Annotated in this window: 11 protein-coding genes; 5 read left to right on the forward strand and 6 right to left on the reverse strand. The window is 70.4% G+C overall.

Annotated elements, in window-relative coordinates; all coding sequences use genetic code 11:
- The first annotated feature begins 20 nt into the window (after positions 1 to 20).
- From pstC to pstB, 3 genes are read left to right on the forward strand one after another with little or no spacing between them, the layout of a single operon-like run.
- Positions 21 to 998: a phosphate ABC transporter permease subunit PstC gene (pstC, locus tag AB0I04_RS22725; protein WP_360887535.1), complete on the forward strand. Its 978-nt coding sequence runs from the start codon at positions 21 to 23 to the stop codon at positions 996 to 998.
- Complete coding sequence (gene pstA, locus AB0I04_RS22730; protein ID WP_360887537.1) at positions 995 to 1,873, forward strand: phosphate ABC transporter permease PstA; 879 nt, start codon at positions 995 to 997, stop codon at positions 1,871 to 1,873. Before pstC ends, pstA begins: the two co-directional genes overlap by 4 nt.
- A gap of 13 nt (positions 1,874 to 1,886) precedes the next feature.
- Positions 1,887 to 2,663: a phosphate ABC transporter ATP-binding protein PstB gene (pstB, locus tag AB0I04_RS22735; RefSeq protein WP_360887540.1), complete on the forward strand. Its 777-nt coding sequence runs from the start codon at positions 1,887 to 1,889 to the stop codon at positions 2,661 to 2,663.
- A gap of 78 nt (positions 2,664 to 2,741) precedes the next feature.
- On the opposite strand, the gene AB0I04_RS22740 is transcribed toward pstB, so the two are convergent.
- Positions 2,742 to 3,773: an inorganic phosphate transporter gene (locus tag AB0I04_RS22740; RefSeq protein ID WP_360887543.1), complete on the reverse strand. Its 1,032-nt coding sequence runs from the start codon at positions 3,771 to 3,773 to the stop codon at positions 2,742 to 2,744.
- Between the two features lie 34 nt (positions 3,774 to 3,807).
- Positions 3,808 to 4,425, reverse strand: a complete 618-nt coding sequence (locus AB0I04_RS22745) for a DUF47 family protein (protein WP_360887546.1) — start codon at positions 4,423 to 4,425, stop codon at positions 3,808 to 3,810.
- Between the two features lie 224 nt (positions 4,426 to 4,649).
- Here AB0I04_RS22745 and AB0I04_RS22750 point away from each other — a divergent pair, with 224 nt between their 5' ends.
- Entirely contained in the window at positions 4,650 to 4,931 is a 282-nt protein-coding gene (locus tag AB0I04_RS22750) for a metal-sensitive transcriptional regulator (protein WP_360887549.1), read from the forward strand.
- 132 nt (positions 4,932 to 5,063) lie between these two features.
- Here AB0I04_RS22750 and AB0I04_RS22755 read toward each other — a convergent pair whose 3' ends face one another.
- The 4 genes from AB0I04_RS22755 to AB0I04_RS22770 all read right to left on the reverse strand — a co-directional run bounded on the left by AB0I04_RS22755 (position 5,064) and on the right by AB0I04_RS22770 (position 12,128).
- Positions 5,064 to 5,249: a hypothetical protein gene (locus tag AB0I04_RS22755; protein ID WP_360887552.1), complete on the reverse strand. Its 186-nt coding sequence runs from the start codon at positions 5,247 to 5,249 to the stop codon at positions 5,064 to 5,066.
- Positions 5,250 to 5,354: 105 nt separating this feature from the next.
- Entirely contained in the window at positions 5,355 to 9,584 is a 4,230-nt protein-coding gene (locus tag AB0I04_RS22760; protein WP_360887555.1) for a hypothetical protein, read from the reverse strand.
- Positions 9,585 to 9,766: 182 nt separating this feature from the next.
- Entirely contained in the window at positions 9,767 to 11,263 is a 1,497-nt protein-coding gene (locus AB0I04_RS22765; protein WP_360887558.1) for an IS200/IS605 family accessory protein TnpB-related protein, read from the reverse strand.
- A 337-nt stretch (positions 11,264 to 11,600) separates the two neighbouring features.
- Entirely contained in the window at positions 11,601 to 12,128 is a 528-nt protein-coding gene (locus tag AB0I04_RS22770) for a gamma carbonic anhydrase family protein (RefSeq protein ID WP_360887561.1), read from the reverse strand.
- Positions 12,129 to 12,488: 360 nt separating this feature from the next.
- Between AB0I04_RS22770 and AB0I04_RS22775 the strand changes: the two genes are divergently transcribed.
- A complete protein-coding gene (locus AB0I04_RS22775) occupies positions 12,489 to 13,388 on the forward strand; it encodes a DivIVA domain-containing protein (protein ID WP_360887564.1) in 900 nt (299 codons plus the stop codon).
- The last annotated feature ends 21 nt before the right edge of the window (positions 13,389 to 13,409 follow it).

Below are 13,409 nucleotides of genomic sequence, written 5' to 3' on the forward strand. Positions count from 1 at the left end.
CGGTGGGCACGGGAGGTCGAATGACCAGCGAGACCCTCGAACAGGGCGCGACGGGCGCTCTGGGCGGCAGAGCCCGCAAGATGAGTACCGGGCGCATGGGAGACCGGCTGTTCGGTCTGTCCGCCAAGGGCTCCGGGATCCTGCTCCTCGCCGTCATGGCGGCGATCGCGGCGTTCCTGATCGTGAAGGCCCTGCCCGCCTTGCAAGCGGACAAGGCCAACTTCCTGACCTCGCAGGAGTGGAACCCCGATGCCGCGCAATCGCGCTTCGGCATCGCGCAGCTGACCTTCGGGACCGTCCTGTCGTCCGTGCTCGCCCTGATCATCGCCACGCCGATCGCGATCGGCATCGCGCTGTTCATCGCCTTCTACGCGCCGCGCAGACTGGCCGACGGGCTCGGCTACGTCGTCGACCTGCTCGCCGCGGTGCCCAGCATCGTGTACGGCCTGTGGGGCCTGCAGTTCTTCGTGCCGAAGATGAACACCGTCGCGACCTTCCTCCACGACCACGCGAGCTGGATCCCGCTGTTCGGCGGTGACTCCGTCGGCGGGCGGTGCATGCTGACCGCCGGAATCGTGCTGGCGATCATGATCCTGCCGATCATCTCCTCGATCACCCGTGAGGTCTTCCTGCAGGTGCCCCGGGCCAACGTCGAGGCCGCCCTCGCACTCGGTGCGACGCGCTGGGAGGTGATCCGGCTGGCCGTCCTGCCGTTCGGCCGCTCCGGCATGATCAGCGCCTCGATGCTCGGGCTCGGCCGTGCGCTCGGCGAGACGATCGCGGTCGCGCTGGTGCTCGGCTCGGCGGCGGGCATCAGCCTGCACCTGCTGAAGCCGGGGGGTAACACCTTCGCCGCCAACATCGCCAACACGTTCGCGATGGCCGGGAAGACCGGGCAGAGCGCGCTGATCGCCTCCGGCCTGGTGCTCTTCGTGATCACCCTCATCGTGAACATGGCCGCCCGGGCGGTCATCGCCCGCCGGAAGGAGTTCGTGTGAGCACCGTCAACCTCGCCGGCCCGTCCGGGATCCGTAAGTTCAAGGACAAGCTCGCCGTCGTCCTGGTCTGCGCCGCGTTCGCCCTCGCCGTCATCCCTCTGGTCACCGTGCTGTACACAGTGATCAAGAACGGCCTCAAGCGGTTCGACGGAACGTTCTTCTCGCACTCGATGAACGCGATCGGCCCCCGCGACGCCGGCGGCGGCGCGTACCACGCGATCATCGGCACCATCCAGCAGGTCGGCCTGGCCAGCGTCATCGCCATCCCCATCGGCATCCTCACCGCGGTCTACCTCGTCGAGTACGGCGGTAACGGCAGACTGGCGAAGGTCGTCACCTTCTTCGTGGACGTCATGACGGGCGTGCCCTCGATCGTGTCGGGCATGTTCGTCTTCGCCTTCTGGATCCTGCTGCTCGGCTTCGAGTACATGGGCTTCGCGGGCTCGATGGCGCTGTCGGTGCTGATGATGCCGACCGTCGTCCGGGCCGCGGAGGAGATGCTCAAGCTGGTCCCGAACGACCTGCGCGAGGCCTCGTACGCGCTGGGCGTGCCGCGCTGGCGGACCATCTGCTTCGTCGTGCTGCCCACCGCGTTCACCGGCATCATCACCGGCGTGATGCTGGCCGTCGCCCGGGTCATGGGCGAGACGGCGCCCCTGTTGATGACCGTGTTCGTCACCACCGCCATCAACAACGACCCGTTCCAGGGTCCGCAGATGTCGCTCCCGCTGTTCGTCTGGGACCAGGCCCAGTTGCCGCAGCAGGTCGCCATCGACCGGGCGTGGGCCGGTGCGCTCACCCTGATCCTCTTCGTCATGGTGCTCAACCTGGCGGCGCGCCTCATCGCCCGCCTCCGCAAGCCCGTCACCCGATAGGAGTACTCCCCACATGGCCAAGCGGATCGAGGTCTCCGGGCTCAACGCCTACTACGGCAAGACCCGGGCCATCGAGGACATCTCGATGACGATCGAACCGCGCTCGGTGACCGCGTTCATCGGCCCCTCCGGGTGCGGCAAGTCGACCTTCCTGCGGACCCTCAACCGGATGCACGAGGTGATCCCGAGTGCTCGCGTCGAGGGCAAGGTACTGCTCGACGACCTGGACCTGTACGGGGCGGGCGTCGACCCGGTCGCCGTGCGCCGGGTGATCGGCATGGTGTTCCAGCGCCCGAACCCGTTCCCCACGATGTCGATCTACGAGAACGTCGTCGCGGGCCTGAAGCTCAACGGCGTCCGCCGCAAGGGCCAACTCGACGAGGTCGTGGAGAAGTCCCTGCGCGGCGCGAACCTGTGGAACGAGGTCAAGGACCGGCTGGGCCGCCCGGGGGCGGGCCTGTCCGGTGGCCAGCAGCAGCGGCTGTGCATCGCCCGCGCCATCGCGGTCGAGCCGCAGGTGCTCCTGATGGACGAGCCGTGCTCGGCGCTGGACCCGATCTCCACGCTGGCGATCGAGGACCTCATCGCCAACCTGAAGGACCAGTACACGATCGTCATCGTCACCCACAACATGCAGCAGGCGGCGCGGGTGAGCGACCGTACGGCCTTCTTCAACCTCGCCGGGCCGGGCAAGCCGGGCCGGATGGTGGAGATCGACGAGACCAACAAGATCTTCACGAACCCGAGCGAGAAGGCCACGGAGGACTACATCACCGGTCGCTTCGGCTGATGGAACGGCGAGGGCGGGGCCGTCGGCTCCGCCCGCAGACCGGCGGCCCGTTGTGCCGCCGGTCACCCCTTTCCGGAGTCAGGCGAACAGGTGCATGACCCAGTACGCGATCGCGGCGACGATCCCCGCCGCGGGAATGGTGAGGACCCACGCCATCACGATGTTGCCCGCGACGCCCCAGCGAACCGCCGACAGGCGTTTGGTCGATCCGACGCCCATGATGGCCGCGGTGATCGTGTGAGTCGTGGAGACCGGGGCCTGCCAGATGAACGCGGTCGCGTACAGGATGCTGGCCGCGGTGGCTTCGGCGGCGAAGCCCTTCGGGGGATCGAGCTCGATGACCTTGCGGCCGAGGGTCCGCATGATGCGCCAGCCGCCGGCGTACGTGCCGAAGGAGAGCACGGCCGCGCAGACCAGGATCACCCAGACCGGGACGTGGGAGTCGCCGGTCGCCTGGTAGCCGGTCGTGACCAGCGCGAGCACGATGATGCCCATGGTCTTCTGGGCGTCCTGCAGACCGTGACCGAGGGCCATGGCCGCGGCGGACAGCGACTGCGCGATGCGGAACCGGCGGCCGACCTTGCCGGGAGTGGCGTTCCGGAAGATCCACAGCATCGCCACCATGATCAGATAGCCGAGGACCAGCCCGACCAGCGGCGACAGCACCATCCACAGCACGATCTTGTAGAACACCCCGTGCCACAGCACGGTCGTGGACGCCGCCATGGCCGCCCCGATCAGGCCGCCGACCAGTCCGTGCGTGGACGAGGACGGCAGGCCGAAGTACCAGGTGATGAGGTTCCACACGATCGCGCCGATCAGCGCGGCGGCGACGATCGACAGGCCGTGCATGTCCTTGGGCGGATCGATGATGCCGCTGCCGACCGTCTTGGCGACGCCGGTGCCGAGGAACGCTCCGAGGAGGTTCATCACGGCGGCCATCGCCAGGGCCGCTCGGGGGGTGAGCGCCCGGGTGGAGACGGAGGTGGCGATCGCGTTCGCGGCGTCGTGGAAACCGTTCGTGTAGTTGAAGAACAGCGCGATGCCCACAACGACGATGAGGGCCGTCAACTCCACGCCGGCGTTCCCTTCCTCGTTACGGACGGACATCGCATGGTGGTCGACCGCTTTGACGGCACGATGCTCACGATTCCTTGACCGCGATCGTCTCGACGATGTTCGCGACGTGCTCGAACGCGTCCGCGGCGGCCTCGAGCTGGTCGACGACCTCCTTGACCTTCAGGACGGTCAGCGCGTCGTACTTGCCGCTGAACAGCTCGGCCAGGAGCCGCCGGTAGGTCTGGTCGCCCTGGTTCTCCAGCCGGTTGATCTCGATCCAGTACTCGCTGAGGTCGCGCAGCCCGCGCAGCCGCGGCATGGCGTCCGCGGTCAGCTCGGCCGCGCGCTCCAGGACTTCGACCTGCGCGACGACGTCTCGGGGCAACTCGTCGATCTTGTACAGCAGGACCAGGTCGGCCGCCGCCTCCATGAAGTCCATGACGTCGTCGAGCGTCGACGCGAGCCGATAGATGTCCTCCCGGTCGAAGGGCGTGATGAAGCTCTCGTTGAGCCTGCGCATGATCGCGTGAGTGAACTCGTCGCCGGCGTGCTCGCAGGCGCGCATCTTCTCCGCGATCCCCTCACGGTCGGCCCCTTCGCTGATCAGCTCCACGAGCAGCCTGGCCCCTGTGACCAAGTTGTTCGCGGAATCCGCGAACATGTCGTAGTAGCTGTCCTCACGCGGGGTGAGTCGGAATCGCACGTCCTTCTCCTGAAGTGCGGGAACAGTCCGCAGAGGATGGTACGGCTAACCAGCGGGAAAGCGAACCTTCGCCCCCCTGTTACTTCACCGCAACACGCCTCGTGCGGTCCGTTCGTCGGGCGATACATCGGATCCACGGGCCATACGTGCCCCTGGTGCCTCAGTCACGGACGCCTCAAACGATCACTTGGAGCTCTACCCCTAGGGGGTATACAGTGGCCGGTATGCACGGGTATACGAACGACAAGGACGCCTACCTCGTCCGCCTGCGCCGCATCGAAGGTCAGGTGCGCGGACTCCAGCGGATGGTAGCCGAGGATGAGTACTGCATCGACGTCCTCACCCAGGTGTCGGCCGTCACCCGTGCGCTACAGTCCGTCGCACTGGGCCTGCTCGAGGACCATCTCGGCCACTGCGTCGCCGAAGCGATCAACGAGGGCGGCCCGGCGGCCGAAGAGAAGGTGAAGGAGGCCTCGGCGGCCATCGCGCGCCTCGTCAAGTCGTGAACCGGATCAGCGCGTGATGTCACCGGGTCGGGCGTGAGGCGATTCGCTCGTACGTGCGCCGGTGCGTGAGGCGTGCCGGGTCGCGAAGTGAGCAGTCGGCGCATCCCCGCGTGCGCCGACCGTGACAGTCGCTCACGACCGTGTGCCGTGGCCGATCCCGAGCACCATGTCGATCTCATCGGTCGTCAACGGCCGATCCGCCGTCGCGACGGCGCTGAGCATCTCGGAGTACAGCTCGATCTCATCCAACGCGACACGGTCATGGACGCGCATATCGAGGTTCTGGCGCACCGCGTCCACCTCCGTTCGTCCCCACACCTGTGGAAAGGCTACGCGCCCGGCCCGCCCCGGGACATGACCCAAGAGGACCATTCGACGCCCACCCACCGAGGTGGTCCTCGAGGGGTCGGTGGCCACCTCGGGCTACCGGCGGGTACGGTCCTCGTGGAGATGCTGCAACAGCCGCTCGGCCGGTGACTCGGGCAGGTCACGCACGGTGAGCCGGGCCACCGTGGCGGCGTCCACGCGCGCTCCGGCCAGCCGCGCCGCCTGCCGCGCCACGATCGCGTCGAACAGCCGTCGCACCGTCTCGGCGAACGCGAACCCCCGCGACCCACGCATCTCACCGAAACGCCCCAGCAGCTCGACGCGCAGCTCCTCGTCGAGCAGGTAGAGCTCGCGTTCGGCGAAACGGGAGAACAACTTCACGAGCTGCCGGTCCGTCGGCTCCCGGAACTCCACGATCGCCCCGAACTCCGCCCGGAACCCCGGGTTGGCGAGCAGGAAACCGTCCATCTCGTCCGGCTCGCTCGAACAGATCACCAAGAACTTGTCGCGCCGCTCCTCCATGTTCTGCAACAGCGCCGTCACCGCGACGGACGTCCGGTCGAGCAGCGACGCGTCCTCGATGAGCAGCACACCGCCGACCGCCCGGTCGACCTGGGCGGCGACCTTCGCCGCCGCGTCAGCGCCGGCGAAGTCGCGGGCGCTGCACACGACCACCTGCCCGGAGTCGAGGATGTTCAGCGCGGCGTACATGCCGCCGATCAGGCCCGCCACGGTCCGCTTACCGGTGCCCGGCCGCCCCAGGAAGACCAGGTGACGGCTCGGGTTGCCGGACGGCAGTCCCTGCGCCGCCCGCTCCGCCGCGAGCCGCGCCTCGGTGACCAGGTCGCCGACGGTCTGCTTCACCTCGTCCAAGCCGATCATCTCGTCGAGGGAACGCAGGAAGCCGTCGACGTCCCCGGGGGCGCGCAGGGCCGGCTCGATCTCCTCGGCCACTCCGCTGAAGTCCTCCGGCATCAGCACCAGACGGTCGCGGGACGCCGCCCCGAACCGGTCGGTGTGCCGGGCGATCGCCCGGTCGAGGTACGCCTCGACCAGACGGGCGTTCACCAGGTCGCCGTACCCCTTCAGCCGCGGCAGATCCGCCTTCACGGTCTGCAGCGCGGGCGCGTTGACCGTCACCCGCCGCTCGTCCGACAGCACGTGGACGAGGGCCAGTCGGGTCTCGGTGTCGGACAGATCCGGCAGCCGGAACACCCGGAAAATCCCGATCAACTCCGGGAAGTCGGCCCTCAGCCGCTTGTACGCGCCCGGCTGGCAGGTCGCGATCAGCGCCGCGCCGTTCTCCCGGGAGCGTGTGACGGAGGAGGCCGACGCCGCCGGATCGGACGCCCGCGACAGGGCCGCGTCGATCCACTCGAACAACAACGGAGTTCCGCCGACAGGTGACGCGTCGAAGACCCGCACCGGGTCGCCGTGCGCGTCGGTGCCGTCGACGGTCCGCACGGAGCCGTCGCCGACGCCCGCGTCGGCGAGCGTACGGGCGACGAGCCGGGCGAGCCGGCGCTGACCGCCGTGCGGGGCGCCGACGACCAGGAGCGCGGGACTCGTCTCCCCGCCGGACGACGCCCGGCGGCGCACGCCGTCGAGCAACCCGGCGAGGGCGTCCTCACCGGAGACGAAACGGATGCCGAACCGCTCCGTCACCTCGGGCAGGACCGTACCGGAGGGCGGTGGCTCGATGTCGCCGACCGGACGCCCGGGCATCGGCGCGCCCAGGAGGTCCCCCATCATCGTCTGCGACATGATCCTGGTGCCCGGCCGCTCCGGCTGCTGCCCCATGATGCGGGTGCCCGGCGGCTCCGCGGAGCGTCCCTGCTCACCGGGGACCCGGGTGCGCGAAGGCGGCGCGGGCGGCACGGGACCACCCGCCGACGTGGGCGGCACGAAGGGCGTCGGAAGACCCGGCGGCACGGGAGGACCGGAGTACGCGGGAGGCGGTCCCACCATCGGAACCCCTCCGGCGTCCGCCCGGGTGCCGCCGCTGGGAGCGTCGATGTACGTGGCGTCGGGTGGCCCGGCCGGACCGGATGGCCGGTCGAGCATGGTGGCCTCCCCCACCCTCTCCGGCTCCCACGCCACCCTGGTCGCAGACGCGGACCCGGGCTCGCCCGACGGGTCCCACGCCTGTGTGGCGGGCGGCGCAGACCCGAGACCCGACTCGCCCGACGCGGGGCCGGACTCCTCCGACGCACCCCACACCCGCCCGGCCGACGGCGGACCAGCGTCCGCCTGCCCGGACGCATCGTCTGGCCGAGCGCTCGTTGCCGCTGCGTCCGTCGTACCGCCCGCCGAGGCGGCAGGCTGAGCGGCCTGAGGCGGACCGACGTCGGCCATCGTCCCCGGAGGACCGGCCGCCGCCGACTGCGAATCGGCATCCGCGTCCCCAGACGCCTCGCCGGGCCGAACGCTCGACGCCGCGACGTCCGTCGTACCACCCTCTGCGGCGGCAGACCGAGCCACCGGACCGACGTCCGCCATCGACTCCGCAGACCCCGCCGCCGCAGGAGGCACCACCTGTGGCGGGCCGACATCGGCCATCGTTCCCGCGGACCCCGCCGTGCCCGACTGCGGGTCGGCGGTCCCGGACGAGACATCGGAGCGAGCGCCCGGCGGCGCGGCGTCCCTGGCCGCCGAGGCGGCAGGTCGAGCGACCGGAGGTGGACCGACGTCGGCCACCGTCCCCGCAGACTCGGCCGCCGCAGGAGAGACCACCTGTGGCGGGCCCACATCGGCCATTGTCCCGGCGGGTCCGGCTGCCGCGGCGGGCGGTGGGGCCCAGGTGGGTGCCTGGCCCGGCGGGCCGGTGGGCGGCTGGTGCGCGACGGGTGGCGCTGCGGGCGGTGCGGCGGGTGCCGGGCGGGCGGGGTACTGCCGGGCGAGCGGGGCGAGGCCGGGCGTCGGCGTCACCGGGTCGGCGGGCGCGGCGGAGCGGGCGCGGTCGGGGCCGAGGGTCTCGGACAGGATCGCGACCGGGACGGGGAAGCCGCGCGGCCGGGCCGGGATCCCGCCGCCCAGTCGGCACCAGGCGAGGTCCAGGGCGTACATCGTGGCCAGGAGTGCGCCCCGCGCGCTGGGCCGGAGCTTCTCGACGCGGCGTCGCAGGAGGGGCGGGAGCCGGTTGTCCTGGGGCCAGAACCGCCGTAGCGGGTGGTCCGGGCCGGTGAGGATCGCCTGGGTCGTGCGGCGGGTCTCGGGGTCGAGCCAGCCGATGACCTGCGCGGCGACGTCGCGCCGGACGACCGCGAGGTCGGCGGCCAGGAGCGCGGCCGCGATGAGGCGGGGTTCGACGTACCCCTGTTCGGCCGGGTCGCCGGCGACCGAGGCGAGGGTGAGGGCGAGGTCGTAGAAGGCGTTGCGGAAGTGTTCGCCGGCGGATGCCTCGATGCGCAGCGCGGGTGCCAGGACGGGCGGGCATCGGGTGAGCCACTGCTGGACGATCGCCTGGTCGCCGTACGGAAGGGCGGCGTAGTCGACCGTGGGATTGTGCAGGGTGGATCCGAGGACGGCGAGGAGCGCGTCCGCGCGGGGCCGGAAGCGGGCGTCCTGGCGCAGGGCGCTGGCCATCGCCCACATCGTGCGCAGGATCACGACGGCGGCGTCCACCCGATGGGCGCGCAGCCGCTCGGCGTACAGCCCGACCAGGGACTCCAGCGGCGGCGGGGTGAGCCAGCGAGGCCCATCGACGTCGGGCAGCGGCCGGGCGCGGTACGGCGACCAGATGTCGAGCAGCTGGGCGTCCAGGCCGGAGTAGAACACCGGCGCGGCGGCGGACCACAGCATCACGCCCCAGCCGACGGCGACGGTGCTCGGCGTGGACGACGAGAAGGCGCCCCACCAGTGCGGGTAGTCGTGGGGCGGGAGCGCCGCCGCCGACTCGAGGGTCGCCCGTACGCGGGACGTCACCTCGGGCCGTACGTCGACGTCCACGAAGGGCAGCGCCTGCGGCGGCTCCTGGCTGAAGTCGGGGCCGGAGGGCACCAGGTGGGGCGGGATGCGCGGCACCGCCATGCCCTGTGCCAGGGGGCGCGCCGACGTCCGCGTCATCGGCAGCCGGGGAGGCGGGCACAGGTGCCACTGGCCGTCGGCGGGGAGCCAGCGGTACCAGCGGGCCCACGCTCCGAACAGCCACCATGTGCCGTCGGGCAGGACGAGCATCCGCCCGGCGGTGAGGTTCTGCCGCTGGAGGGGCGGCGTGGTGGCCCACCAGCCCGCCGTCACCATGGCGCGCGTGTCCCGCTCGACCACCGCGAACGGATCCTGGGCGGCGGCCGAGGGCCCCTCGCCGTACGCCTGCCCCCAGACCACCATGCAATGGTAAACGGCACGCCAAGGCCGCCCAGACCATCGGCCGTGGCGCTTTCTCGAGCGACCGGGTCGGAACGCCGTACCGGAGATCTTCGATCGAGAGCGAAAGCGATCGGGCGAAGGCGCGGAGTACAGGTGACCGCCCACCACCTCGCCCCAGTCACGGCACTACGAGACCGTTCCTAAGGACTGAGCATGAGTTGGGTGTGCTCAGCCGGACGCTCCGAACGGTGTTGGGCGTCCTGGTTGCCCGCGTTCGCTCCGCGTCCGGGCGGCACGGCTCGTGGTCGTGGTCCGGGGATGCGGGGGCGGGGTTCCTCACGTCCCGGGTCACCTGGTGCGGCCTGGACGGTCCGATGCTCCTGCTCATCGCTCTGGTGAGCAGGGGGCGGTGCCGTCCGTCGCCGGATCGGGTGTCCCAGGCCGCGTCGTCCGATCGCCGCCGCCGCCTGGTGGCGGGTGACGGGGCGTCGATCAGTGGTGAGGGGGCGCTGCCAGTGCTGGCCGCCCCATTTGCTGGTGTAGGCGGGGTCGACGGCGACGATGGTGATGCCGAGTTCGGCCGCCATCGCCACCAGCCTGGCACGTAGCTTGGCCACGGGCAGGCCGGAGATCAGCTTCCGGAATGCCTTGCGTCGGCCGTGTTTTTCGCGGGTTGTCTCCCCGGTGAAGTCCAGGTCTTCGATCGCGATGGCCAGTCCGTGCCGTTCGGCCCAGCGGAGGAGGCCGATGAGGGCGTGGCGGACCTGGGCGTCGCGGTGGGCGGCGGTGCCGGACAGGTCGTAGTCGAATCGGCGGGGCTCGCCGACGGGGTTGCCGTGGGTGTCGAGTCTCCAGGCGGCCAGGTGATCGGCGTTGGTATCGACGCCGATCAGACCACCAGCACGCGCGGTCTCCAAGGGGACGGTCTTGACGGGTGGGATGGTCCAGGATGCGGTCAGGTACCAGCGTCCGCGCTGGACGTCTTCGTGGATACGGTAGGCCACGGCCCAGTTGGCGCTGATGCGGTCGCGCCATTGCTCACCCCGATGCGGGAACGACACCTTCCCCGCGAGGACGTACCGGCCGTGTGAGGTGTTGGCCAGGTGCGCCAAGGGCGCAGGGAGCTTGATGCTGACCTCGCCGTCGGGGGTGACGCGGATCGTCTCGTTGCCGTACCGCTTGCCGGACTCACCATCAGCGGCCAGGAACCGGCGCTTCGCCTGCCAGCGTTCCCGCCATTCGGCTTTGGTGAGCTCGGCGGCCTCCAGGTTGTGCCGGGTGCGCAGCAGCCTCTTACCGCCGCGCACGACACGGACCCGCCCGGCCTCATGGTCGGCCCGCTGTTGGTCGAGCCGGTCCTGGAGCAGGCGCAAGCGCCGGGTCTTGGCGAACCACTCATCCGCGTCGCGGTAGCCGCCCGGTGCTTTCTTCGTGCCCTTCTCTCCGACCGGCAGGGACAGCCGGTGGAGGATCGTGGCGATCCCGGCCTCGAGGCTGCGAATGTAGGCGAGTTGGCCGCGCCGTGCCAGCGCCCACTGGTCGTGCGTGGCCTTGGTGATCGAACCCGCCCACCGCGACGACGACTCCCCGGTTAAAGCCCGTTTCCGATCCGCCCACTGGCCGGTGTCGTGATCCAGCCCGGCCGCGCACCGTGTCTTCAGGTCGGAGGAGGCCAGCGAACCCAGATGCTCACCCACCAGCCGCAACACCTCCTCATCCCGCGGCGTCAGGCCCTTCAGTCGGTCACGGATCGCCACACCCGATGGACCCAAAGCAACGAACGGCGCGGCGAACCCACGGGCGGGACCACCGGCTAGGGACGAAAAGGGACGCGGCACTGAACGCACGTTCGAAGGTTAGTGACACTCTGACCGCAACGTCAACCCAAAGTAATCATTCAGATCCGATCTGTTAGCAGAAACGTTGTCATTCTGCGCAGGCGTCCGACCACGACTACGAGAACCAGGTCGTCACGGCGGTCGCCGCCAGCCTGCAGCCGCACCTGGCCCGGGCGCTCGCTGGCGCGATCAGACGTCAGCCCCAGTGGGCGTCGCGGTGCCGGGCCGCCTTGCGGACGTACGTCTCCGGCGTGTGGGCGAGCACCGCCCGGTCGTCGTCGTTCAGCTCCCGGACGATCCTGCCCGGAACCCCGGCGACGAGCACCCCGGAGGGGATCTTCTTGCCCGGGCCGACGACGGCGCCGGCCGCGACCAGCGTGCCGGCGCCGATCCGCGCGCCGTTCAGCACGATCGCCCCGATGCCGATCAGGGAGCCGGTCTCGATGTGCGCGCCGTGGACCATGGCCTTGTGGCCGAGGCTGACCCGGTCCTCCAGGACGGCGGGCATGCCCGCGTCGCAGTGCAGGCAGCACAGGTCCTGGATGTTGCACTCCTCGCCGACGATGATGTCCTCGTCGTCGCCGCGCAGCACCGAGCCGTACCAGACGCTGGCCGCCCGGCCGAGGTGTACGCGGCCGACGACGACGGCGCCCGGGGCCACCCACGCCTCCGGGTGGATGTCGGGCCGGTGCTCGCCGAGCGTGCCGTGGAAGAAATCCGTCACGGTCGCCAAGTCTAGAAGCGAGCGCGCCACCGTCCCCGCACCGGATGCCGCCCCATCGCCGCGCCGAATGCCGCGCCGTCCCCGTCCGATGCCGCGCCGTCCCCGTCCGATGCCGCGCCGTCCGCGCCAATACCGCGCCGCCCGATACCGCGCCATCCCCTGGCCGGATCCCGCACTGTCTCCGGCCGGTCGGCGCGTCATATTTCCCAAAAGCGACATTTTGCGGTATTTAATCTGGGAAGACTCTCATGCTGCCGCACCGATGGGACGGGAATTCGTGCGAGTAGCCGCATTCCCCTTGCGCGAAAGAGGGGAACCCCCGAGAGTCGTCAGAGACGTTCCTTCGACCCCCCTAGGGCAATGAGCAACGAAGCCGAGATCCTGCCGAACCTCTTCCGCGAGGAAGTCCGCGAAGAGACGTTCGAGATCGTCATGCGCGGCTACAACCGCCGTCAGGTCGACGAATACATCGCCCGTACCCGCAACCAGATCCGCGAGCTCGAGGCACGGCTGTCGCGCGCCCTCGACGAGGTCGAGCGCACCCGCCGGGAGATGTCCGAGGTCCGCGAGGCCCGGCGTCCCACCGGTGACGACCTCAGCGAGCGGCTTCGCCAGATCATCAACCTCGCCGAAGAAGAGGCCCAGTCGAAGCTGAGTGAGGCCGAGCGCAAGGTCGCCCACATCCAGCAGGAGGCCGAGCACGAGGCCAAGCGCGTCGTCGACGAGGCCCAGAACAAGTCCGAGCGTGCCGTCGCCCAGGCCCAGGAGAACGCCGGCCACATGCTGTCGGCGGCTCAGCAGGAGTCCGAGCGCATCATGTCCGCGGCCAAGAACGAAGCGGACAGTCTGGTCACCGACGCCCGCACTGAGGCCGAACGTACGCTCACCACCGCCGAGCGCCGTTCCTCGGTCATCAACGAGGGCGCCACCGAGCGGCTTTCCCAGCTGACGAAGCAGCACACGCAGGCGCTTACCCGGCTCAACGAGATCACCGACACGCTGGTGACGCTCCTGGAGCAGGAGGAGAAGGCCGGCCCGCTGGAGCAGATGGTCGCCAACGCCGTCGGGTCGCAGGGCGAGCAGGACCCGCCCGCCGCCCGTCCCGAGCCGCCGCAGTCCCCGGCCGGCCGCCACCACCAGGCCCAGACGCCGCCCCAGGTCCCGGCCCAGCCGCCGCAGCCGCCGCAGCAGCAGCCGCAGCCGCCGCAGGAACGCAACGTGCAGGTCTTCCCTGCCGCCGGCGACCATAACGCGGAGTGAGATGATCAGGCCGGTGATGTT

It is taken from the genome of Actinoallomurus sp. NPDC050550 (assembly GCF_040655075.1).
In the GTDB taxonomy this organism is placed as follows: domain Bacteria; phylum Actinomycetota; class Actinomycetes; order Streptosporangiales; family Streptosporangiaceae; genus Actinoallomurus.

What these genes read in the sequence shown, in the direction of transcription:
- pstC (WP_360887535.1), top strand. Translation starts at nt 21, where the DNA reads ATGACCAGCGAGACCCTCGAACAGGGCGCGACGGGCGCTCTGGGCGGC.
- pstB (WP_360887540.1), top strand. Translation starts at nt 1,887, where the DNA reads ATGGCCAAGCGGATCGAGGTCTCCGGGCTCAACGCCTACTACGGCAAG.
- AB0I04_RS22740 (WP_360887543.1), bottom strand. Translation starts at nt 3,773, where the DNA reads ATGTCCGTCCGTAACGAGGAAGGGAACGCCGGCGTGGAGTTGACGGCC.
- AB0I04_RS22750 (WP_360887549.1), top strand. Translation starts at nt 4,650, where the DNA reads ATGCACGGGTATACGAACGACAAGGACGCCTACCTCGTCCGCCTGCGC.
- AB0I04_RS22775 (WP_360887564.1), top strand. Translation starts at nt 12,489, where the DNA reads ATGAGCAACGAAGCCGAGATCCTGCCGAACCTCTTCCGCGAGGAAGTC.